The organism is Bacillus weihaiensis, from assembly GCF_001889165.1.
Lineage (GTDB): Bacteria > Bacillota > Bacilli > Bacillales > Bacillaceae > Metabacillus > Metabacillus weihaiensis.
In genome coordinates this window covers 2,875,170-2,897,288 of record NZ_CP016020.1, presented here as the reverse complement: position 1 = coordinate 2,897,288, position 22,119 = coordinate 2,875,170, and the positions used below count along the sequence as shown (strand labels likewise).

Genomic DNA, 22,119 nt, shown 5'->3' with positions numbered 1-22,119 from the left:
ACAGATGAACAAAGCTGCAAATCAATTATTTTCGCTAGTCTAGGTCGATTACCTGATCAAACTTGTACTTAAATCCATTGTTATGGAATAGGGTGTACTATAGCCAATGACGGGAGGATTCTACATGGACGTTGTACTTCGGTTAAAAGAATTTATTGTAAATCAAGACATTATTCCAAAAACAATGAACATTCATCCGGATGCTCTAAAAGAGCTAGAGGAGCAAAAATATGTTTACTCCATAAGTAGTGATAACTATTCAACAAAACGGTTTATGGGAATAGAACTTGTAGAAAGTGATGAGGTAGATGTATTTGATATAAAAGAAGAGGACACTCGGAATGAGCGATGGATTGTCAAAAGAGAAGTGAAGAAAATTAGGGAAAAATATATTCATGAAGAAGGAGAACTATCTAAGGATATAAGTCTTCTTTTCGCATACTTAGGATATCTAGAGAGGGAACTAGAGGATAAAACGAATTATGTGGCCTACTTGAAAGAGCTAGAATATAACAAGAAGATGAAGGAAGAGAAGGCTTGAAGAATCTTCCTTAGCTTCATTTCCTATTGGAGCTGTGTTCTCGTTGTTTTTCATTCCTTAAGAAGGGGTATGAAATAGCAACGATGACTTTTAGGAGTGGTAGTATGTTAACATCAAACCAACTTTCGACACTAAAACAGATTGTAGTAAAAGAGTTACACCAATTAAAAAGAACGGATGGAGAGCTTAAAGCAGACAGTACAAGTGAACTTTCTACTTATGATAACCATCCCGCAGACTTAGGTACCGAATTAACGGACAAGCAAACTCAATTAACAATGAACGAGCATAGGCAAGCGGAAGTGAAGAAGCATGAAGAAGCTCTTCAAGCAATGAAAGAGGGAACTTATGGGATATGTAAAGCTTGTGGGGAACCTATCTCATATGAAAGACTAGAAGCAATACCAACAACGCTTTATTGTCAACATCATGCAATGAATGATTCAAAAAGCAGTGATCGTCCCGTTGAAGAGGATGTTTTATCACAATCAATGGAAAATGGTGAACAAAGAAATGATCGATTGGATTCATTTGAAGAAGTTGCAGCATATGGGACAAGCGAAACACCGTCTGATTTTCTAAGTGATGAAGTGGAATACGAAAAGAAAAGGGACACAGAAGGATATACAGAAGAGTACGAACAATATGGAGTTACAGACTTAGAAGGTAACAAAAAAGGATAAGAACGAAATGGGAAGAGGCTGGGACAAAACAAAGAGCCAGGCACCCTCCGATACAAACTATTGTGTGCACTAGATAAATCAGTGCGTACATATAGTCGTTACGATAAGGTGCCAGGCACTTCTGTCCCAGCCTCTTTTTCGTTTATTTTAAAGAATTACTTCAACAAAATGTTCGACAGTAGGAAATGGATCATAAAAGTGATGAAGTAGATTCCGCCACTCTTGGTATTCCGCAGATTGTCTAAACCCAATAGTGTGATCCTCTAAAGTCTCCCATTTTACTAAAAGCAGATACTTGCCTTCCTCCTCAATACAACGGTGAAGTTCATGGGAAAGATACCCGTTCATCGATGAAATAATGCTAGATGCTTGACTTATTGCCGCCTCATATTCTTTCATCTGATTTACCTTTACATTAAGCATAACAGCTTCCAGTATCAAAATATTCACCTCATTTCCATTTAATTCGCTAGATATACACATATTCCTTCTAGAGAATGAATGGTAGGCTTTCATTTCAGTCAATTTTCCCGTTTCCTCTATTTTTTTATTCCCTATTTTCATCTATATTTTCCTTTTGATCATTCACACATTAACAGGAAAATGAAGTAGACCTATTGATAATGCCTATCTTGCCATACATGGTATATCGAATTCTACCTAGGAAGCTGCCGCCGTTATTATTTGTTCTTTACCTAGTGTGCGTAGTTGGCTTGTTTGGATGCAATGTAAAAAAAAGAACCCATCACATAGGTTCTTTTATTTCACATAGATCTTAGCAACATATCCATAGCTTTTTCCATATTTAATTTTATGCCAAGAGCCTGATGTTGAAAGAATGGTCACAGTTTGATTTTTCTTTAGTGAACCAATCACAATTGCCTTTGTGGAGCCAGAGGATCGTACATGTAATTTGCTAGCTGTTACCTTCCCAGTTTTTGCTTTCGTTAAAGTAGTTGGCGAATGTTTAACTACAAACGAGGTGGCAGTGGAGGCCTGATTTCCATTAGGATCCACAGAGATGATTCCTGCTTTATAGGTTCCATTTGCAAGCTTAGTGATGTCATATGCCTTTACGACGGTTCCTGCATGAACAGGATTCCCTTTCATCACATAGTGAAGAATGTTTCCTTTTGAATCTTTTAGATAGAGTGTGACTTTTGATGCTTCATTTAACTTAAATGATAGTGTTAGATTCTTTTTCTTTTGATCAACCGTTGTTTTCACTTGACTAATGATTGGAGGAGTTTTATCAACGATTTTTTTCGGTTCTGATGTCTGTGGTTTAGGGCTAATTGCCACTGGTGCTGGTTTATGAACAGTTGTATTTTCTACGGATGGAACATGATTCACTCTTTCTTTATAATCGATATGCAGGGTAGCCCCTTCGTAATAAAATCCTAAGATCTCTTTGTAAGTATGACCTGCATCTGCTCGATTTTTTGCTCCCCATTGACTTAGGCCAACTCCGTGTCCGTCACCAAGACCAAAAACAGAATGTGTATCTGTAGTTTCCCCTACATTTGTCACATAATAACTTAACATCACACGGTTTCCAATCATAGCTCTTAACTTTGCAGCAGAGCTGTTTTGAAGCTCGAGCTTTTGAAGAACTAGCTTCCCAGAAGAATCTACATGATCTTTAATGAAATATTCAATGGTGATGTCCCCTTTTGAAACTCTCCCACCAGAGGTAGGGCTGTGCAAGGACAGCTTAGGAATGGACATGATTTTTAGGTCCTTTCCTTGGTGCCCGTTTTGTTGTAGCCATAGCTTAATAGAGGTAGCTAGCTGTTCATCCTTTTCCTTTGTTGTATTCCACCATAAAGAAGAGTTTATCAAATCAAGCCCTTCTAGCTGAATTTGTTTTTTGTGTAGGGTGAAGTTCCAATTTGTTCTCGCATCATAAGGATCCTCTTTAATTGGTAAATAGGAGAGTGCGATACTGCCCCAGGCATTTGCATTTGATTCTGTTTTGCCACCATTGCTGGCAGAAAAGACAGTACTAATAAGATAATTATTCTTTTTTAAAACCTCACCATATGTTTCATTAACTGCTTTGGAGCTATTCGGATGCCAATCATATCCACCATAGACTTGATAGGAAATCGTATCATCGATGTTTTTGTTTAAATAGCTAGCAGCATAGGTTCGGGCTGCAATAGCTTGGGCCTTAAGTGCTTCAATAGGCCAGCTTGCCATCATTTCAAACGGAACAACACCCTTTAAATAATCTTCTAAATATACGGTATTAGTAGGACGAATATAAAGAGAGTTTTCAACTTCAAAATGGAAAGCTCCTAAATAGGGCCTATTATTGATTGTAAGGTAACTTGTATAAGTCATAGGTATAAGATGGAGGCGATTCGTGATAAGAAGTTTATTCGCTCCCTCATACAGGTGTAGCTGTCCTGACTCGACTTTAATGATGTATGTTTTACCATTTGTCAACTTTACTTGATTGGATTCAATTTGAAAGTCACCTTGTACGGTTACTGTTAATTGTGTTCTGTTTCCAATATAATTTTTAAGCTTAACCTGAATGGTTGGTTCAGATGCCAGTGCCTCAACGACAGGAGGGGGAAGAATGCTAGTAACTATTAATACTAGTAGGAAAAAAATAAGGAAGGATTTTTTCAATTTAGGTTCTCCTCATCATTTAATAGGTTCATAGAAATCATATATGAGAGGATTGCTTGTAAACAACAGGATATTAAAGGGAAAACCATGTCAATAAATAATCAAGAACTTTAAGCGTTAAGTTTGGCTTAAGTCTAGATCAACGACAGTAGATATAACGTTTTGTCTAGTGCATATTTAGGGAAAAGCAATTGCGAATTGAAAACATATTCCTTACAGAAAAGCTAAAAATGTTTTATAATAAACTAACAAATAAATAACTAAAATAACAAACTAAATCACTATAAGAGTATAAGTTATCTAAGCTCTTATAAATCTATTACAAAGGAATTTTTTCTTAATGATTTCAAATCAACTACTTCCTTTAAGGATGTTTATGTTCTTTGTCAGTGCAATTGGTTCAATGGTTGTTAGTTTTTTACCGATATATTTTCAGCATAAAGGTCTATCAAGTTCTCAAATTGGATGGTTCTTAGCGATAGGTCCCTTCGTAGGTCTAGTGGCTCAACCGATTTGGGGCTATGCAAGTGATAAGTATAAAACGGTGAAAAAAGTGTTATTTGCCTGTTTAGTTGGATTTGTACTAAGTGTTACGTGGCTTTTTCAACTGAATTCATTCACTTGGATTCTTATTGCAGGATCATTTTTCTTTTTCTTTTTTTCACCTGTTAATCCATTAGCAGATAATCTTGCGAAAAGACAGTCGATTATTCACTCTGTTACATTTGGGTCAATTAGGATGTGGGGATCTATTGGATTTGCAATCGTTTCTTTGTTCAGTGGCTTTTTACTTTCTGAATATGGAATTGACTTTCTTGTCATCCCAATTACATTTTTTGCTGTTTCAACTTGTTTATTATCCTTAGTTCTAAGTGATGTAAAAGGGGGAAGTAAAAAAGTAAACTACAAGGATATGGGGGTATTTCTCAAAAATCCTACTCTATTGCTTTTTTTCTTTTTAGTTTCGTTAGTATTGCTTACACATAGAACAAGTGATTCTTTTATTAGTTTATATTTACTTGAAATAGGCGGTAATGAAATGCTTGTTGGATGGATATGGTTTATAGGTGTTTCAAGTGAAGCATTATTGTTTTATTTGAGTGCTAAATGGTTTCGTCCATCAAATCCAATCATCTATATAATCGTCGCTGCGTTTCTGTATTGTATTCGCTGGATTTTAACAGCTTTTGCGTCAGATCCTACTATGTTATTGATGATACAAGTATTACATGGTGTATGCTTTGCAGTCATCTTCTTAGGTGCCTTGGAATATTTATATCAAATTGTACCAGAGGAGCTGCAAGCTTCAGGTCACATGGTTTTTGTTGGAATTTGTTTTGGGGTCACAGGGATTTTAGGTTCATCAATTGGTGGAATAATCTTTGAAAAATACGGTGGGACCTTGCTTTATAGTCTATTGGCTATTTCATCCTTTATAGGCTTTATAGGTTTTATACTTTTTTACCTAAAGGAAAAGAAAAGTGAAGTTCGTGTGGTGAAAGAAGTATCATGATTCTGAGGCTGGGACAGAAGTGCCTGGCTCTTTGTGTTTTGTCCCAGCCTCATTACATCACCATTTAGCCGAGTAGATGGACTGTGAAGCTGTCTATTGCTGCGATTCTACCTCTCCACCACTGCCCAGCTTGAGTGGAAGAGGTGGGAGGTTGTTGGCCTGAAATAAATGCATCCTTAAGATGGATGAATGTGAGAGGAGTGCTTTCTTCTTCAGCTTCTTCACTTTTTTGTTTGGCGTATTCTTCTTTTAAGTCATTAAATTTCTTAGCAATGATTTTAGCCATCGTTTTATCCTGATTTTGTTTGGCTGCATCCGTTACTCCCTCATAATAATCTGTTGCACTAATCAGAGTCCCGCTAACAGTAGCTCCTTTAATGGTTAGCGTTAATTCAAGTTCAATGCCGTCTTTCTCAACTAAATCTAACAGCATTAAGATGATCGCATCATCCGTACTCATTTCTTTTTGCTCTTTATTTTTACCCGCCATAAGTGCACCTCACAATAGATTAAGTACACTTATTATGCCCGAAAAAGCTCACTTCATAAGATGAAAGTTATAAGTAAGAATAAAGAATCTATAAAGAGGTCTCATGCTGAATGTTGACTAAGAGCTTGTTTAGGATTGTTACAGCTTAACGCCTATAGCATTAAAAATAAATTAAGTTACTCAATGTAATAAAGTACTCATCTTTATTTTTTCTTAATTAAAAGAGAAGTTTGCAGTAAGGATGGACGAAAGGCCACCAGTTAATGTAAAAGTTAATCCTAACATAATAAATGGCATAGAATGTATCGTTCCTGTTTTAACTTTAACCAATTGTGGGAAAAAGCTAAGAAAAAGCGTACAATCTTTGGATAAGTTATATTTGAGAGGCCTTGCAAAAAGATTTTTATATAAGAATGATTTGCCTAAATAGATCTAGTAATGGGCCCAATTATTTTTATCAGATTAAACATAGAGAACAGATTGTGCTAAAACAAGTGAAAGTTCAAAAGTGGGAAGCGATGTGTGTGCTACAATCCCAGCTGAAATTCCAAGAGCAGAATATTTTTTTCTGCTAGTCTCTCTTGAGATATACTGCTTGATATACTAGCCATTGTGTCAGTACTAGGCCTTAGGTAAAGTAGAAAGAATTAATCGTTTAGAAAAGGTGGTTTACATATGAATGCCGAAACAAGTGTACTAACGCTAAAAAGGTTAAGAGAACAAACACCGCTGGTTCATAATATTACAAACGTAGTTGTGACAAATTTTACGGCTAATGGATTATTAGCCATAGGTGCTTCACCTGTAATGGCCTATGCTAAGGAAGAAGTAGCTGATATGGCCAAAATTGCAGATTCACTTGTTCTTAATATGGGAACTCTTACAAAAGATGTAGTTGAAGCAATGATGATTGCAGGGAAGTCTGCAAATATTCATGAGGTTCCAATTGTATTTGATCCAGTAGGTGTAGGTGCTACTCCATACCGTACGGAGACAGCATTTAAGATTGCAAACGAATTGAAGATTGCAGTTATAAGGGGAAATGCAGCCGAAGTAGCAAACTTAATTGGTGATGAGTGGACTATCAAAGGTGTAGATGCTGGTGATGGAACTGGTGATGTGGTAGCCCTTGCTAAAAAAGCAGCACGTACTCTTAAAACAACTATTATGATAACTGGTAAAACGGATGTCATTACAAATGGATTGGAAACATATATGGTCGAAAATGGTCACCCTATGTTAACGAAAGTAACGGGAACGGGGTGTTTATTAAGCTCGATTGTTGGAGCATTTTGTGCCTGTGAACAGAATTTTTTAAAAGCTACGGTATCTGCGGCAGTAGTGTACGGTATCGCAGCGGAACTTGCAGCAAAAATAGCTGCTGAAAAAGGTCCGGGTAGATTTCAGGTTGAATTGTTAAATCAACTTTATCAAGTTGATAAAGAGATTTGTGAATCAATAAAACTAGTTAAAGTATAAATGTTAGCTTTTTTGATATTTGTTATGACCAGGAAGTGATTTAAGTAGTTTCCATGCTTCAATTGCTTCCTTTTTAGATGTATCTCTATTTTTTTCATCTGCAAAAAAATCTCTGATGAATTGATTATATTCAAATTGTTGTCCAATTTGCCGTTTGTAAGAAGGGTCTTTTTTTCGCGTTTCTTCTTCATACCAGGCTGCAACAGCATCTTGGTAGGTGCACCCTGCATGTGTTTTAAAGTAATGTTGAATATGAGTGGAAAAGTGAAAGTTCGGGATGATTGATTTGAAAAAGGCTCTTACTTCTTGACTGCATCGATGATTTTCTGTAATGACGGTTTGGAGAGATAAAATTTCTGATTGGGTGGACCTAGACCTAGTAGAGAGCCTTTTTTTCTTGATAGGTGTAGGCACTTGCCCTGTTTCTAAAAATGAAACAATAGCCTCGGTTAATTCATTCTTTGAACCTGATTGTTTTAAGCCGTGTTCACGGCAAAATGCCTGTAGTTCTTTCTTTAACCAATAGTAGTCCTTAAATTCTTGTTGATTGATATCCTTTGTAAGGGTCGGCCTCATTAAATCACCTCCTCGATAATCTAATCGTAGAACATTCGTTCTTATTGGTCAATGTTTTTTTCATTTATTTGGTAAATAATCTTTCTTAAGGTCTAGATATAAACTTCCATCTTTCTGAACTTCCGCATAAAAAATACTTGAAATAGGTGGATTCCCTGCATGAAGAATTTTATCCTTTAACCAATGTTCATCTGTATTTATATTTTTAAGATTTGCTGAAATAATTCGTCCATCGGCAATTACTTCTGTAGGAATCGGGAAAACTGGTTTATTAGTGGCTATATTCATATCACCTTTTGTAAGTGGTTGTTGGTTTTCTTTTTTCATAACAGATAAACGACCATCTGTTTCAAAAATAGCAAAGTCCACTTCTGTAATAGAGAAAACATCTTTTTGCCTTAATAAGGCAGTTAGTTCATCAATATCTAATCGAACCTTCCGCATTTCATGCTCAAGAATCTGCCCATTTTTAACAAGGATAACGGGTTTTCCTTGTAGCACTTCACGCGCTTTTTTCGATTTTATGTCAACAAAGCCTAAGATGACTGTGAATGTACTCCAGGCAATAAGGGCAATGACCCCATTTCGTATGCTTACAGCTGAATTGACAGCTAGAGATGCTCCCATCGTTCCAAGTGCAATTCCCGACACAAAATTAATAAATGTCATTTCGGAGATCTCTTTTCTCCCCATAATTTTCGTTAAAATTAATAGGGAGGAGAAAGCTATGACTAGTCTAAGTATCTGCTCTATAATGTCCATAATTTTTTCTCCTTTTAGGCAACATGATATACATGTTACATTCTCCATAAATGGTATAAAATATTTTAAAATGACTCGTTTTCATAGTGAAAATATAGAAATAAATAGCGTGAAACGATAAATTAAAATAGAGGTATTAATGGAAAGAGGAGGAGAAGAGTATGGTTAGTATAAGTAAAAAACGATGGACTTTCCTTATTATTGCTATAACATTACCTCACCTAAAACGAGTGAGTAGACTAGGTGTCAAATAAGATGCTTGGATCATTTCTATTAGATAGGAATGAATAGAATATTGTCAGTGGGAAGTAACTAGCTTCTGGAGCCTGTAGCTTTTGTCTTAAAGTTTAAAGGATGCACATATAATAAGAAATACTGTTATTTCATACATAGTGAGATGTTGCAAGAAATAAAAAACCTGGTGGAACTAAAAGTTTAGTGTATTTATGCATTAATAGAGGCTGGGACAAAACAAAGAGCCAGGCACCCTCGAATACAATCTATTGTGTACACTAGATAAATCAGTGCTTACATATAGTCGTTATGATAAGGTGCCAGGCACTTCTGTCCCAGCCTCTATGTTATTAGTTATTTCTTTAGTAACCATTTTAAAAGAGGTGACATTTTTTTATCAACAATCTTTAACTCTTCCATTAATAACTTCTCTTCATGGTCGTGTATCCAATTTTTTAATTCTTTTTTTGAATTTAATTGGGTATAGTATGTTTCACCACATTTACCTACAGCATTAACTACATACCGACAAGTATTCCCCATAAATGCCCACCTTTATATCATGATCTTCACTTTGCATTATAACAAGTAAAAAGTTAAATTCTAGACTTTACTTATTAAAAATATGAGAGTAGAATTGATGAATTTTCTGTATAGTGATGGAGGGCTGTACCTCTTATAAGTCACTTAAAGTAAGGCGACACAGTATTTTTATAGGAGGTTCTTGAATACTGTTACAGCCTTAGACGTTCTTAGAGATGTTCCAGCAGCCAATCCGTCTGCCGTGTTATGTTATAATTTTTTCACCCTTACAAATTTCTAGGCAGGTGTCTTATGGCATGTAATCTTTTGATTAAGTACAAATAATCAACTTATTCATTAAAAATTAAAATGAGTAGGTTGTTATCAAAAGTTATTTTTCCTTAATGAAGTTCCTCATCACTAAGAAATTCATTCTTACTATATGGAATGCTTGTACAGGAGTGAATAGAACAATAAAATTTTCAAAACACCATTGACACTTTTAAGGTAAACATGTTAAATTAATATTCCTGTTACAGGGACAGATGATTCTGCTTGAAATTTTTTTTAAAAAAGTATTGCATTTATGACAAAATGTTATATAATATATCTTGTCGCTTCGATGAAGTGATGTGAAAATGTCTGGTGGCGATAGCGAAGAGGTCACACCCGTTCCCATGCCGAACACGGAAGTTAAGTTCTTCAGCGCCGATGGTAGTTGGGGGTTTCCCCCTGTGAGAGTAGGACGTTGCCAGGCGCCTTTTTATAAAAGGTAACAAAGTAAGTGAGATGGCCCATTGGTCAAGCGGTTAAGACACCGCCCTTTCACGGCGGTAACACGGGTTCGAATCCCGTATGGGTCACCATAATTTTTCACGCAAGGGAAAAATTGATATTATTAGGAGGATTAGCTCAGCTGGGAGAGCACCTGCCTTACAAGCAGGGGGTCGGCGGTTCGATCCCGTCATCCTCCACCATTATAATAAACATAGAAGCAGCTTGCTTTTTATTTGCGGGTGTGGCGGAATTGGCAGACGCGCTAGACTTAGGATCTAGTGTCCTTGTGACGTGGGGGTTCAAGTCCCTTCACCCGCACCATATACTTTTGCCGGGGTGGCGGAACTGGCAGACGCACAGGACTTAAAATCCTGCGGTAGGTGACTACCGTACCGGTTCGATTCCGGTCCTCGGCACCATCGTTTTTTCGTTTTAGCGAAAAAAATAAATGAGAGATAATTAGCGCCCGTAGCTCAATTGGATAGAGCGTTTGACTACGGATCAAAAGGTTAGGGGTTCGACTCCTCTCGGGCGCGCCAACTTGGGGCCTTAGCTCAGCTGGGAGAGCGCCTGCTTTGCACGCAGGAGGTCAGCGGTTCGATCCCGCTAGGCTCCACCAAGGTATAAGTAAGAAGGGTTAAGACAAATATAAGTTATAAGGTTCTAAATATGGCGGTGTAGCTCAGCTGGCTAGAGCGTACGGTTCATACCCGTGAGGTCGTGGGTTCGATTCCCTCCGCCGCTACCATATTAGGAGGAATACCCAAGTCCGGCTGAAGGGATCGGTCTTGAAAACCGACAGGGGTGTCAAAGCCCGCAGGGGTTCGAATCCCCTTTCCTCCTCCATATCTTCATTTGTCCTAACTAAATGATTTCTTCTATCATGTAATTTTATATCATCGCGGGGTGGAGCAGTTCGGTAGCTCGTCGGGCTCATAACCCGAAGGTCGCAGGTTCAAATCCTGTCCCCGCAACCAATTTTTTCACTTATTCGTGAAAAAAAAACGAAGGTCCGGTAGTTCAGTTGGTTAGAATGCCTGCCTGTCACGCAGGAGGTCGCGGGTTCGAGTCCCGTCCGGACCGCCATTTTTATATATAAAAAAGCTGGAGGGGTAGCGAAGTGGCTAAACGCGGCGGACTGTAAATCCGCTCCTTAGGGTTCGGCAGTTCGAATCTGCCCCCCTCCACCATCAATTTTACGAAGTATCGTATATGTAAACAAAGAAACATTCAATTAAAGTAGGGGCATAGTTTAACGGTAGAATAGAGGTCTCCAAAACCTTTGGTGTGGGTTCGATTCCTACTGCCCCTGCCAAAATATTGTGGCGATTGTGGCGAAGTGGTTAACGCATCGGATTGTGGTTCCGACATTCGTGGGTTCGATTCCCATCAGTCGCCCCATTTTAGTAATTGGGCTATAGCCAAGCGGTAAGGCATCGCACTTTGACTGCGACATGCGTTGGTTCGAATCCAGCTAGCCCAGCCATTTTTTAGGCATCATAGCCAAGTGGTAAGGCCGAGGTCTGCAAAACCTCTATCCCCGGTTCAAATCCGGGTGGTGCCTCCAGACTCATTATTTGCGGGTGTAGTTTAGTGGTAAAACCTCAGCCTTCCAAGCTGATGATGAGGGTTCGATTCCCTTCACCCGCTCCAATACATATTTTTATCTGGGCCTATAGCTCAGCTGGTTAGAGCGCACGCCTGATAAGCGTGAGGTCGATGGTTCGAGTCCATTTAGGCCCACCATTATACTTTCTATTCTGTTCCGCAGTAGCTCAGTGGTAGAGCTATCGGCTGTTAACCGATCGGTCGCAGGTTCGAGTCCTGCCTGCGGAGCCATTTTTATATAGAATCGTATAAAAAATACATACTATATGCGCCTTTAGCTCAGCAGGATAGAGCAACGGCCTTCTAAGCCGTCGGTCAGAGGTTCGAATCCTCTAAGGCGCGTAAAAAAGTGTACAATGATTTGTACGCTTTTTTTTGAATCATAATCTATCTGACTTTCCTTCGAATTCACTAGAACCCCTCTACAAGACTAACTAATTTCCTTTAGAATACTTCTTCCCTATAAGTTGACAGGTACGACTTCTTTTATGGGTACTTAATTTTCTCTCTAAACTAAAAGAATAGTTCTTATCCTACCTGAATTAACAGGTAATACAGGAATTCTATTAAATTGATGAAAAAATCTATCAAATGAGAAGGCTAATGTTCAAACCATATATTTCCTTTTACATATAGTAATAGCAAAGAAAGGAATTGCTGCAGGCCTAGTAAATTTCGCCAATTTCTTTCTTTAAAAAAATCGGCAAAGATAAACTTTACTAAACAGGATACTCCATGTTCTTTCTTACATCCTATTTTGACTTTTAAAACCAGAAGTAAGGTTTATCAAAGCCAATAAAGGAGCTGTTTGGTTATGGGAAAGAAGAAGCATTATGACAAAAGCTATGGTAAGTGTTATTGTTGGGGCTATAAAAAGTACGATTGTGAGATTGACTTTAAAAAGCATGATTACGATGACAAAAAACATTACGATAAATACGACTACGATTATAAGAAATATAAAAAACATAATCATGGATATAAAAGTAAACATGATTGGGAAAAATCTAAGAAGTGTGATTGCGGTCACAAATACTATTAAATCTAAATAAATGTGAAAGCGGTTACTAAATCGATATGAAAGAGAAGAGAATGAAATACGCTCTTCTCTTTTTATGCTTTTTCTTAAACGGTATATAGTAGTTTTATTAGGAAAGAGAATATAGAATATCGAAATGAAGGCAAAAAAATGATAGATGACCTTTTTAATCACTTAATAGATGGTTGTTCCATCTAGCATATTAACTTCCAATGATGGAGTTCATTCTTTTGCCATTCCCTTTCGAGTGTAAGCCTTACCTTTAATAGCATCATCTGTGCTACCAATCAACATAAAGGTTAAAAGATTACCCCAAAAGATAACCTCGTAAGTTGAGGTTATTTTTTATGGACTTTCAACATCTCAACTCCTGTATAATTTGTATTTTGATAGGCTAAAATAGCCATTATTTCTACTCGTTTTTCAAACTCCACATTCTTTCCTATTCGAGCCATCGGAACCAATAGAGGGATGTAGAGTAACTTTATTCTTTTATCGTACTATTGCTCGGCATTAAAGGTAAAGGAAAGGTCTTGTTTATTGAAGGGAGAACAGGGGAAAAATCACTGTAAAAATAATATGGGGGTATATTGTGATTAATCGATTGTTTTTTACGATAAAAAATAGTGTATGGCTCTTACCTGCGCTTTTTTCCATTAGTGCCATTATATTGGCAATGTTTGTTTCATGGGCCGATCAGACCATTGATATGGATAATAGCTTTATAAGCGAATTTTTATCAATTGACAATAGCCTAGCGAAAACAATTATATCAACTATAGCTGGCTCACTTTTAACGATGACAACCATTACTTTCTCTACAATTATGGTCGTTCTGACGACGTATTCATCACAGTTCTCTCCTAGAACCTTGCAAAATTTCATTAAGGATTCTGTAACAATGCGTGTTTTAGGAATTTTCATCGGAGGATTTGTTTATTCTATTTTTGCATTATTGCTTATGAGTAAAGATTCCAAAAGCTACATTTTGGCAACTTCAATTAGTGTTTTGGTTGCCAGTATATGCGTAGGTCTATTTGCTTATTTTATTCACCATGTTGCATCATCAGTAAGAGTTAGTAAATTAATTGAGAAGCTTTCAACGGATGTCTTAGAGACGATCTCTAAGAAGGAGAAGAATATCGAAAAAAATGATTACATAAAGCTAAGCTCAACCCTTGTTCCTTATACATTATATAGTCCAGGATTTAAAGTAGTTAATAAGGAGTTTGGATATATTCAACTTTTAAATGCTAAAGGGTTATATGAATTTGCGTGTGAGAAGGAGTGTGTAATAGATGTACATCATCCTATCGGTAGTTTTTTATCGGAAGGAACATGCTGGTGTACGATTTACTCACAGGAGGAAGATCATATCCCTCAAGTGGAGGAAGCAATAACAGTAGGGAACGAGCGAACGACGATGCAGGATATACAATTTGGTTTATTAAAGCTTTCAGAGGTTGCATTACGTGCCATTTCACCTGGTATTAATGATCCGAATACGGCGATTGACTGTATAAAACATTTAGGACTATGCTTGAAGGCTGCTAGTAAAATGGATAGTCCTTATCTTGTTTACCATGATGAAAAAGGAATCGTTAGATTAAGACTACCTCAACGTTCATTTGACGAGTTAATAAGATCTTCTTTTTATCAAATTTGCCATTATGGTAGGGAAGACATTTCAATAGTTATTGCTTTATATGATGCACTATTTGATGTAACTGTAGGCAACAAACAATCAATTATTCACAAATGTCTAGAATTTAGTGAGTATATAGAAGAAAAAATAGATCTTCAATCATTTCCTACCATTGATCAGCAGCTAGTACAGATTCGTAAAAAAAGATTACAAGAGAATGTAATTAAGTAAAATAATGGATATTTCTACATGGAATAGGATAACATATTCCTAACGTGGAGGTGTTAGGAAATGATAAGAAATCGTAAATTTCTCTTGTTTCTGTTGATGATCATTCCGTGGCTAACTATTCCCTTGCTTGGGAAAAAATCGTTTATTCGCTTTTTACCTGCAAGTATTTTCATTACAACAGTAGTAAAACTAGAGGATATGCTAGCAGAAAAAAGACGTTGGTGGTGGTTTTATGAGAAAATCCATCCTAAAATAGGTGGGAATACCCCCTTTATAGTAGGTCCTTTTTTTATTGGCTCTATGTGGATACTAAAATTCACATATGGGAAATTTTATATATACCTCCTTATCAATACTATTCTTGATTCCTTGTTTACTTATGTACTAACTAACAGTTTGCAAAGATTAGGTATTGCTTCGTTAGTTAGACTTACAAGAGTACAGCTTTCAGGTCTCTTTTTTATAAAATCGCTACTTCTCTATGGGTTTCAATATATGCAAGAAAGGCAAAGGAAGGAGGACTATTTTTGAAAACGGTGAGACAGTAGTGGATACATATATGATTTTTAAAGGTGACTATTTCATATGAGTTAAAACATCCTGCAATGGTCGCAGAAAGAATCCAAAACAGGGGGACACCTGTAGATTCAGAAGGTCCAGTAAAGGCTTGAACATATAGTCATTGACAGATCATCTACAGCCGTATTTTGACCTAATCTTCGAAAATTGCCTATGTATGTTTCTCACTATAATACGCAAAGGTTTCTTAAAGCACTGCATTCTCTATCAGATATTTGACTTAGAGAATCTCTAATTTTATACCAGGTGTTCTTTTTTCCGTTTTGAAACACGGTATTTACTTTCTGTAGGGAGGGCGGTGTTCCTCCTTCGGGAATAAACGCCCTTGAAGTCTTACCTGTCCCACACCTTTCGCGGAAAGTCTCACAATTCTCCTCCATTTACCCTTAAGTCGTTCTCATTAAAAGAATCTATTTATCAGGGATTAATATCTTTGAAAAGCACTCGAATTATTATATCTTCAGCAGCTTGTGATTGATTTAACATGAAGTTGATACGATCAACCAAAAAGCTGCAATCAAGACGGAATACGATAGCGTTCTTTATTCGCTTTACTAGGTTTTTATTAAATAGAACCCATTCAATAATTCTACTAGCAAAGGAGAGATCATAGCAGTAAGTATCAGCTAATCATATTTAATCAAGATCGATAGCTGAAAAAATAGCTTCACATATTTGGTGAGGTTCTAAATCAATTCACTCTGGTAGGCTAACAGGCTGCCTTGTCGTATAGTAGTCATAGGAATCTTCCTCACGTCTCAAAAGTTTGTGTGGTAATAACTTATATCGACATTTTTGGGAGGTCCTCTTTTTTGCGTGTTGAAAGCTTTGGGGCTCTATGGGTTCAATTAAGGGAAATCCTTCAAATAACCTTACTAATACAAAAAGCCTGAGTAGTTGTTTAAAACACTTACTCAGGTGATCCTGCTGATTGAAAAGCTGGTGGCACTCTAAGCCAACCGTGTTCCTTCATGACATTTTTTAAGGGTAAAGCAAATTTAATTAAGCCTAATTGCATAGAGAAAAAGAGCATTCCAACATCTGTTCGAATAGATTTGCTTCCTGCTTGAGCACAAAATGTAATGGCTGTCGCTATTTTTACCGAAACTAAATTTGATATCTCATCATCAGTTAACTTAACACCTTCTGGAACAGCCTGTGGCTTTGTAGTTGGTTTACTGGGATTAGCCCTAGGCAAAGGAATACCTTCATTTTTAAGTAACGTTTCTATATTTTTTGTATCGGATGAGCTACCTTCTAGTGCTTTTTGTAAAATATGAACTAAATCAGAGTTTGTCGTCGTATTAAGCCCTACTTGATAAAGGGATTGAGCTTCTTGGAAAGCTGTATACGCAGTCCATAAATCCATTACTTCCCCTACATGTAACGGGGGTTTCGGTTCGTTGTCTATGTATGTCTTAAATACAGCTGTTATTGCTTCGAACGCACTTGTCATACAAATTTCCTCCAATCGACATGAATGATAGATGTAGCATGTCCAGTAGTAGAGGGAAATATGTAGAATGTTATGCATATTTTTTAAAAAGTATTTTTTTTGAAAAAGTGAGAGAAGAAATAGACTAATAAGTGTAATAAGTTCCTACTGACTAGCTATAGTTGGGTTTAATTTATCTAGACTAGGTTTCAGCATTATCGAGCTAAAATACTTAAACATAAGAAAAGTCAGGTAAGTGGAGACACGAAAATACCCCCGCGTTCAAAATGAGACAAAGGGGTATCTTTAATCATCAATTTCTATCTGATGCAAGTGGTGTGACTTCTAGCTAATTATTGTATTTTCACTGTTCCACTCGAAACATCTACCTTTATTTCGTGCTCTCCCGATCCATGAGTTCCCCGAAAAGAATGTTTATCTTCTTTTGAATCTGTAAGATCGAAGTTTGTTGTTATAGTTCCACTGCCAATTTCTGCATCAATCGTAAAGTTAGCATGTTGTGGGAGGTCCATGAGTGCATATCCAGATTTTACTCCTAATTCAATATCATCTGTAAGTGAAGTAAACTCAACCTCCAACTTGCCAGAAGAGAGATCAGCAATGAGTCCGCCTGAATAGTCTTTCACATCTACATTACCAGATTTCATTTCGATTGTGCCGATTTCTGTTGCCACATTGTCAACTTGTATATTGCCTGATGATCCGGCTACGTGAAATGTATCTGCTTTCAGGTGTGCTAATTCGATATGGCCTGAGCTAACTTCTACTTCAAGTGTTTTGAGTTCTACTTCACTTTCATTCATTTTGACACTACCTGAGCCAATTTCAAGGGACAGGTCATTATGATATTTTTCTGGCAAATAAATAGTAAGGTGACTTTTCCCAAAAAGATGTAGAAAATTAAACCATCTATCGTCTTTGAATTCTATTTTAATAGAATCTTTATCTTCCTGAAAAGATACTTTGCCTTTCCCATCTAGCTCAGCTGAAAGTGAATCTTGATTTGTTGGCAAAATGGTTGTACTTGCCCCAGATATGTCAATATCAATAAGCTCAATAGCCTCAGACAGCTTAGCTTCTGTTTCCTGTTCTCCAAAAACTGGCCATGATTGATATGAAAGCATTAAGAAAAGAAGTCCACCTCCAAAAAATAAAACAAAAAGCCACTTTTTCATTCTTATTCCTCCTATACGAACAATGTATCTATTCCCATCATAATTGTTTGGAGCGTTCTTCACAATGATCACAAGCTTTATTTCATCGTAAGACTTAAGACGTAGTTGGATGTAAATCTATTTAAAATCTGTTTAATTCCGCAGCTCTTACGTGTGAATGGTGAGGATATTTCTTTGTATATATCTTGGATAGCACTATCTAAATAATCTAACATAAAAATAGGACACACTGGAAAATGTGTCCCATTTCGCTTATTTCTTTCCTTGATTTGAAGAGTTTTTTATTGAATTTCTCACATTTTCATCTTCTGCAAATTCAGTTCCAAAAGCTAAATGAGGCTTTACTGGAGCGTGGTGGTTTTCAAAATAACGTGTAGCAGGTCCTCTTTCCTCTATTAAAAGATGGACAACGATTTCACCTACTGTAATGAGCGTAGCGGAAATAATACTCCCCCAAGCCACTTGTAAATAGCTTTCAAATAGAATACTCCCGAATACCCAAACACTTAAGTAGGTGAGAAAGAAATCAACAACGGCAGCGGCACGTCTACCTAGCTGTGGTAATATGACGAGCTCGCCCACAAGGTATGTAGCAAACGTGACGAATAAACTAAAGGAAAGAATTTCAATAAATGTTGCGTTAAAAAATAAATCTAAACCAATTGCAAATGCAATAAGACAAGTAATGAATTTTATAACTAATACTGTAGAATGTCTCATACACAATACCTCCTTCCGTTTAGTTTGAATCAAAATCTTCTAATCCATACAAGTATGGGTTAAAATTTATTAACAGAAAGTGACAAATAATTAGCAAGGAATGGTAGAATGTAAGGGAGTAAGGAAAAGGAGAAAAAGTGTTATGAATTAATTTATTCGAATTTTTTTATGTATGTCTATACCTTTCGGACTTCTCATGATGGTGCAATCTAACCTTTTATTTGGTTCATTTCTCGTAAAAGAGAATCTTATTGGAGGAATTGCATTTGGAGGGGTTATGGCACTCGTGATGACAATCATGGACCGTTATTTTAGAAAGAATAAAAGCCTGGAGAAAAATAGTACGGTAAAGCAACAGTCAACGATTGAAATGCCATTCTCTTATGAAAAAACGTATCAATTATGTAAGGAATCAGTCATGTATTTGCATAAAGCGAAAGTAAAGGAAGAGAACCTTGAAGAGGGCTTTATTTTAGTGAGAACAGGGATAAACATAAGAACATGGGGAGAAGTAATCAAAATGACGGTATCATCCATTGAGAATGAAAGAACGTTAGTCACTATTGTAAGCAAACCGTTTGTCATTACAACCATGGTTGATTACGGAAAAAATCTAGAAAATGTAAAAATAATATCAGAGTACCTTGAACCAGTTAAAGTGTAACGTATATGCCATAAAAGGGATTATATTTATGTGCGGTATCCTACATTTTTTTACTCTACCCTTTCCATGCCCAATAATATGAAGGTATAAAGCCAGTAGAAAGGTAACACTTAACGCAATGTTACCTTTTCACTGGTTTTTTTATCATAAGACACTTTCTTTTTGAGTATCAACACGTACTTCCTTTTCTTCCTTCATTGACAAAGCTATACGATAACAAACGAGTCCACACAAACCTAATCCTAAATATAGAAGAGCCATTCCTTCAGAGGGTAATAGTGCGCCTAAGGAAAGACCAATACTTCCGATTAAAGTTGCTACATGGTAGGCAAGATTATCAACTGCCATATAAGAAGCTCGTCTCTGTTCATTTACAATGCTAGCTAAGATTGTTTGCCGGATCGGGGAATACATGAGCTCACCAAACGTAAAGAAAAAGGCAGCGAGTATGAGCAAAGAAAAAGAATTACTATAAGCAAAAGATGTAAAACTAATGGAATAAATAAGGAGTCCAATTGTTAAGACTTTTTTAGCATTAAATTGCCCTAGCCATTTTGAGAGCTGAAGTGTGGCGAAAACAATGGTGATTGTATTAATGAGCATAATGATACTAAACATATTGACACCTGTGATTGTAAAAGTGAAAAGCTCAGCTTCAAATTGTTCTTTTAATCGTACTGCTACATACTTATCGAGTTGAAATTCAAGGGACATAATACAAATGGTTGCGACAATAAAAAGCATGAAGCCTCTATCGTTTAACACATTAAGATAATTACGAATTAAGCCAGTTTTAATAGAAGGCTTTGTTTCACTTTTATCTCGTGTAAAAGTAAATGTTTCTTTAATAAAGAAAATAATGATGAAAAGGGTTACGATGCTTACAAATAAAAACATGACAAATAACATCATTTTATACTTTTCAAAGAATAACCCACCAAGTAATGCTCCTAAGGCAATGGCAATGTTGCCAGTCCAATAGCCTAAACCATATATGTATGGACGTTCTTTTTCTGTGCTAACGTCAATAATCATGGCACTAGCTGCGGGTCCAATCAGACTTGAGCTTATATTACTTACAATAAACATTGCATATGTGATCCAGACTGATGTTAACCAAGGTGAATTTACAACCGTCATGACCAATAAGGCAAAAATTTGTATAGCTTGCGCACTAATAAGCATTTTCTTTCTTCCAATTCGGTCAGCAAGAAAACCTGAATATAGACCAACCATAATAGAAAGTAAGATATTAATCATTAAGAGGATACCAGCCAATCCAGCCCCAACATAGCTACTGAAATAGATGGCCATGAACGGAAGTATTGCCATTTGTGTAATATCGGTGAAGAACTCTGTCATGATTCGTATCTTAATATTTGGGTGCAAATCGTTAAATTTCATCTTGTCTCCCTTCTTTCTCCTTCTTGTATTATACTGGTAAAAAATAGAAAAATAAACGATAATTTATAGATAGTGAGCTTTGAGGTATACGAGGTTTAGAGGTAGCCTTTAACAAGGTAACAAACGTAGAATGTGAGATCACAAAATTTCAATTTAGTGAAACTTACTGAACTTTCCGAACGTATTAAATAAGGAGGAGGGACTATAATGTACGATCCGTTTTTTATGGAACCATCATTTGCATCTTTATTTATTGGACTTATCTTTATTTTTATCGTTAGTGTTATTATCTTCAACGTTGCTAGAGGGGTAAAGGAATACACTAAAAATGAACAGTCACCTAGACTTTCTGTACCTGCTGAAGTAAAAGCTAAGAGAACAAAAGTAAGATCTGCTGGGCAAAATCATCATTCTTCAACGTCTTACTATGTAACATTTGAATTTTCAAGTGGTGATCGAAGTGAATTAAAAGTGTCTGGAAAAGAATTCGGTCAGCTGGCTGAAGGGGACGTGGGAATTCTTACGTTTCAAGGTACACGCTATGTAGAATTCGAGAGACAAATTGTTGAATAAGGAGCTGGAATGAAGTGTTGAAGATTTTCCTTGGAATGATAGGTGTTTATCTCCTTCTTTCCTTAGCGCTACTTCCTGTACAGTATAAGTATTTAAGCGCTTTAAGGGAAAAGGAAATGGTTAATAAGCAAGCAGGTAAAACTCAAGGCGACATGTATGATAAAATGAATACTGGGGATTTATTCCTGCATGAAAACGCGCAAGGAAACCCATTATTCTTACTGGCAAATATTCTAGCGAGTATCCTCATCCGTATTAAACATAGATAAGGAGTGATTCGGTTTGATCGAGTATAGAGGAATTCATCATGTTAGCTTAGCTGTAACAAATCTTGAAAAATCAAAGAATTTTTATGGTGACATATTAGGGTTTCAAGAAATTGTCCGACCAAATTTCGGCTTTCCGGGTGCCTGGTATCAAATTGGTCACCAGCAAGTACACCTTATTCAATACGAAGATGCGCAAACGATTAGACAGTCGGACGAGCTTAATTCACGAGAAGGTCATTTGGCTATTCGTGTAAAGGATTATGATCAGGCATTAGCTTATTTAAAGGAAAAGGGAGTCAAGATTAAGGAGAACCCAAGGAGTAAGAGTGGATTTGCTCAGATTTTCTGTATGGATCCTGATCGAAATTTAATTGAAATGAATGTTAATCAAGCACAGTTAAAGTAATGTAAAGGGGAGATATAATGATCTTCCTCTTTTTTGATTCTTCTCCTAAGGTTGTTCTCTCTGCACAAGGAGAAGAGTATTTCTTTTGCTCGCTTACCTTGGTATATCGCGTGCAAAAATCTTCTTCATTAAA

The 22,119-nt window shown here is 36.6% G+C and carries 21 protein-coding genes, 19 tRNA genes and 1 rRNA gene; 31 read left to right on the top strand and 10 right to left on the bottom strand.

What is annotated here, in order from left to right:
• Positions 1-124: 124 nt before the first annotated feature.
• Positions 125-541 carry a hypothetical protein gene (locus A9C19_RS14025; protein WP_072580508.1) on the top strand — a complete coding sequence of 139 codons (417 nt, stop codon included), beginning with the start codon at positions 125-127 and terminating at the stop codon, positions 539-541.
• A 104-nt stretch (positions 542-645) separates the two neighbouring features.
• Positions 646-1,224 carry a TraR/DksA C4-type zinc finger protein gene (locus A9C19_RS14020; protein ID WP_072580507.1) on the top strand — a complete coding sequence of 193 codons (579 nt, stop codon included), beginning with the start codon at positions 646-648 and terminating at the stop codon, positions 1,222-1,224.
• A 147-nt stretch (positions 1,225-1,371) separates the two neighbouring features.
• Here A9C19_RS14020 and A9C19_RS14015 read toward each other — a convergent pair whose 3' ends face one another.
• Positions 1,372-1,665: an antibiotic biosynthesis monooxygenase family protein gene (locus tag A9C19_RS14015; RefSeq protein ID WP_072581899.1), complete on the bottom strand. Its 294-nt coding sequence runs from the start codon at positions 1,663-1,665 to the stop codon at positions 1,372-1,374.
• A gap of 318 nt (positions 1,666-1,983) precedes the next feature.
• Entirely contained in the window at positions 1,984-3,864 is a 1,881-nt protein-coding gene (locus A9C19_RS14010; RefSeq protein ID WP_072580506.1) for a SpoIID/LytB domain-containing protein, read from the bottom strand.
• 340 nt (positions 3,865-4,204) lie between these two features.
• On the opposite strand from A9C19_RS14010, the gene A9C19_RS14005 reads away from it, so the two are divergent.
• Entirely contained in the window at positions 4,205-5,377 is a 1,173-nt protein-coding gene (locus A9C19_RS14005) for an MFS transporter (RefSeq protein WP_072580505.1), read from the top strand.
• A gap of 64 nt (positions 5,378-5,441) precedes the next feature.
• On the opposite strand, the gene gvpU is transcribed toward A9C19_RS14005, so the two are convergent.
• Positions 5,442-5,867: a gas vesicle accessory protein GvpU gene (gene gvpU, locus A9C19_RS14000; RefSeq protein WP_072580504.1), complete on the bottom strand. Its 426-nt coding sequence runs from the start codon at positions 5,865-5,867 to the stop codon at positions 5,442-5,444.
• 675 nt (positions 5,868-6,542) lie between these two features.
• Between gvpU and thiM the strand changes: the two genes are divergently transcribed.
• Positions 6,543-7,346 carry a hydroxyethylthiazole kinase gene (gene thiM, locus A9C19_RS13995; protein ID WP_072580503.1) on the top strand — a complete coding sequence of 268 codons (804 nt, stop codon included), beginning with the start codon at positions 6,543-6,545 and terminating at the stop codon, positions 7,344-7,346.
• Positions 7,347-7,349: 3 nt separating this feature from the next.
• On the opposite strand, the gene A9C19_RS13990 is transcribed toward thiM, so the two are convergent.
• The 3 genes from A9C19_RS13990 to A9C19_RS13980 all read right to left on the bottom strand — a co-directional run bounded on the left by A9C19_RS13990 (position 7,350) and on the right by A9C19_RS13980 (position 9,461).
• Positions 7,350-7,922, bottom strand: a complete 573-nt coding sequence (locus tag A9C19_RS13990) for a DUF6434 domain-containing protein (RefSeq protein ID WP_072580502.1) — start codon at positions 7,920-7,922, stop codon at positions 7,350-7,352.
• 60 nt (positions 7,923-7,982) lie between these two features.
• Positions 7,983-8,684: a DUF421 domain-containing protein gene (locus A9C19_RS13985; RefSeq protein ID WP_072580501.1), complete on the bottom strand. Its 702-nt coding sequence runs from the start codon at positions 8,682-8,684 to the stop codon at positions 7,983-7,985.
• A 588-nt stretch (positions 8,685-9,272) separates the two neighbouring features.
• Positions 9,273-9,461 carry a hypothetical protein gene (locus tag A9C19_RS13980; protein ID WP_072580500.1) on the bottom strand — a complete coding sequence of 63 codons (189 nt, stop codon included), beginning with the start codon at positions 9,459-9,461 and terminating at the stop codon, positions 9,273-9,275.
• Between the two features lie 620 nt (positions 9,462-10,081).
• Between A9C19_RS13980 and rrf the strand changes: the two genes are divergently transcribed.
• The 23 genes from rrf to A9C19_RS13865 all read left to right on the top strand — a co-directional run bounded on the left by rrf (position 10,082) and on the right by A9C19_RS13865 (position 15,271).
• Positions 10,082-10,197: ribosomal RNA gene (gene rrf / locus A9C19_RS13975) — 5S ribosomal RNA — on the top strand.
• Between the two features lie 34 nt (positions 10,198-10,231).
• A tRNA-Glu gene (locus A9C19_RS13970) sits at positions 10,232-10,306 on the top strand.
• A gap of 35 nt (positions 10,307-10,341) precedes the next feature.
• Positions 10,342-10,417: transfer RNA gene (locus tag A9C19_RS13965), tRNA-Val, on the top strand.
• Between the two features lie 35 nt (positions 10,418-10,452).
• A tRNA-Leu gene (locus A9C19_RS13960) sits at positions 10,453-10,538 on the top strand.
• A gap of 9 nt (positions 10,539-10,547) precedes the next feature.
• Positions 10,548-10,636, top strand: a tRNA-Leu gene (locus tag A9C19_RS13955).
• Positions 10,637-10,679: 43 nt separating this feature from the next.
• Positions 10,680-10,756, top strand: a tRNA-Arg gene (locus A9C19_RS13950).
• A 4-nt stretch (positions 10,757-10,760) separates the two neighbouring features.
• Positions 10,761-10,836: transfer RNA gene (locus A9C19_RS13945), tRNA-Ala, on the top strand.
• Positions 10,837-10,888: 52 nt separating this feature from the next.
• Positions 10,889-10,965 (top strand) — tRNA-Met (locus tag A9C19_RS13940).
• A gap of 5 nt (positions 10,966-10,970) precedes the next feature.
• Positions 10,971-11,063 (top strand) — tRNA-Ser (locus tag A9C19_RS13935).
• Positions 11,064-11,117: 54 nt separating this feature from the next.
• A tRNA-Met gene (locus A9C19_RS13930) sits at positions 11,118-11,194 on the top strand.
• Positions 11,195-11,226: 32 nt separating this feature from the next.
• A tRNA-Asp gene (locus A9C19_RS13925) sits at positions 11,227-11,303 on the top strand.
• 20 nt (positions 11,304-11,323) lie between these two features.
• Positions 11,324-11,407 (top strand) — tRNA-Tyr (locus A9C19_RS13920).
• A 51-nt stretch (positions 11,408-11,458) separates the two neighbouring features.
• Positions 11,459-11,532 (top strand) — tRNA-Trp (locus A9C19_RS13915).
• Between the two features lie 10 nt (positions 11,533-11,542).
• Positions 11,543-11,618, top strand: a tRNA-His gene (locus A9C19_RS13910).
• 10 nt (positions 11,619-11,628) lie between these two features.
• A tRNA-Gln gene (locus A9C19_RS13905) sits at positions 11,629-11,703 on the top strand.
• 7 nt (positions 11,704-11,710) lie between these two features.
• A tRNA-Cys gene (locus A9C19_RS13900) sits at positions 11,711-11,784 on the top strand.
• Positions 11,785-11,796: 12 nt separating this feature from the next.
• Positions 11,797-11,870 (top strand) — tRNA-Gly (locus A9C19_RS13895).
• A gap of 16 nt (positions 11,871-11,886) precedes the next feature.
• A tRNA-Ile gene (locus tag A9C19_RS13890) sits at positions 11,887-11,963 on the top strand.
• 18 nt (positions 11,964-11,981) lie between these two features.
• Positions 11,982-12,056, top strand: a tRNA-Asn gene (locus A9C19_RS13885).
• 37 nt (positions 12,057-12,093) lie between these two features.
• A tRNA-Arg gene (locus tag A9C19_RS13880) sits at positions 12,094-12,167 on the top strand.
• A gap of 491 nt (positions 12,168-12,658) precedes the next feature.
• Complete coding sequence (locus A9C19_RS22530; protein ID WP_158515094.1) at positions 12,659-12,877, top strand: hypothetical protein; 219 nt, start codon at positions 12,659-12,661, stop codon at positions 12,875-12,877.
• Positions 12,878-13,456: 579 nt separating this feature from the next.
• Entirely contained in the window at positions 13,457-14,740 is a 1,284-nt protein-coding gene (locus tag A9C19_RS13870) for a DUF2254 domain-containing protein (RefSeq protein WP_072580498.1), read from the top strand.
• A 60-nt stretch (positions 14,741-14,800) separates the two neighbouring features.
• On the top strand, positions 14,801-15,271 hold the full coding sequence (locus tag A9C19_RS13865) for a hypothetical protein (RefSeq protein WP_072580497.1): 471 nt from the start codon (positions 14,801-14,803) through the stop codon (positions 15,269-15,271).
• 958 nt (positions 15,272-16,229) lie between these two features.
• Here A9C19_RS13865 and A9C19_RS13860 read toward each other — a convergent pair.
• From A9C19_RS13860 to A9C19_RS13850, 3 genes are all read right to left on the bottom strand, one after another.
• A complete protein-coding gene (locus A9C19_RS13860; protein WP_072580496.1) occupies positions 16,230-16,775 on the bottom strand; it encodes a DUF3231 family protein in 546 nt (181 codons plus the stop codon).
• Positions 16,776-17,107: 332 nt separating this feature from the next.
• Positions 17,108-17,950, bottom strand: coding sequence for a DUF4097 family beta strand repeat-containing protein (locus tag A9C19_RS13855; RefSeq protein ID WP_072580495.1), 843 nt, complete (start codon positions 17,948-17,950; stop codon positions 17,108-17,110).
• 252 nt (positions 17,951-18,202) lie between these two features.
• Positions 18,203-18,670 (bottom strand): YndM family protein, encoded by a 468-nt coding sequence (locus A9C19_RS13850; RefSeq protein ID WP_072580494.1) that lies wholly within the window; start codon positions 18,668-18,670, stop codon positions 18,203-18,205.
• Between the two features lie 199 nt (positions 18,671-18,869).
• Here A9C19_RS13850 and A9C19_RS13845 point away from each other — a divergent pair, with 199 nt between their 5' ends.
• A complete protein-coding gene (locus tag A9C19_RS13845; protein WP_072580493.1) occupies positions 18,870-19,334 on the top strand; it encodes a hypothetical protein in 465 nt (154 codons plus the stop codon).
• Positions 19,335-19,478: 144 nt separating this feature from the next.
• On the opposite strand, the gene A9C19_RS13840 is transcribed toward A9C19_RS13845, so the two are convergent.
• Positions 19,479-20,738 carry an MDR family MFS transporter gene (locus tag A9C19_RS13840; RefSeq protein ID WP_072580492.1) on the bottom strand — a complete coding sequence of 420 codons (1,260 nt, stop codon included), beginning with the start codon at positions 20,736-20,738 and terminating at the stop codon, positions 19,479-19,481.
• A gap of 207 nt (positions 20,739-20,945) precedes the next feature.
• Between A9C19_RS13840 and A9C19_RS13835 the strand changes: the two genes are divergently transcribed.
• The 3 genes from A9C19_RS13835 to A9C19_RS13825 are packed head-to-tail and all read left to right on the top strand — an operon-like array spanning position 20,946 to position 21,986.
• Positions 20,946-21,311, top strand: coding sequence for a DUF2500 domain-containing protein (locus tag A9C19_RS13835; protein ID WP_072580491.1), 366 nt, complete (start codon positions 20,946-20,948; stop codon positions 21,309-21,311).
• 14 nt (positions 21,312-21,325) lie between these two features.
• On the top strand, positions 21,326-21,580 hold the full coding sequence (locus A9C19_RS13830; RefSeq protein ID WP_233499182.1) for a DUF3949 domain-containing protein: 255 nt from the start codon (positions 21,326-21,328) through the stop codon (positions 21,578-21,580).
• Between the two features lie 13 nt (positions 21,581-21,593).
• Positions 21,594-21,986 carry a VOC family protein gene (locus A9C19_RS13825; RefSeq protein WP_072580490.1) on the top strand — a complete coding sequence of 131 codons (393 nt, stop codon included), beginning with the start codon at positions 21,594-21,596 and terminating at the stop codon, positions 21,984-21,986.
• The last annotated feature ends 133 nt before the right edge of the window (positions 21,987-22,119 follow it).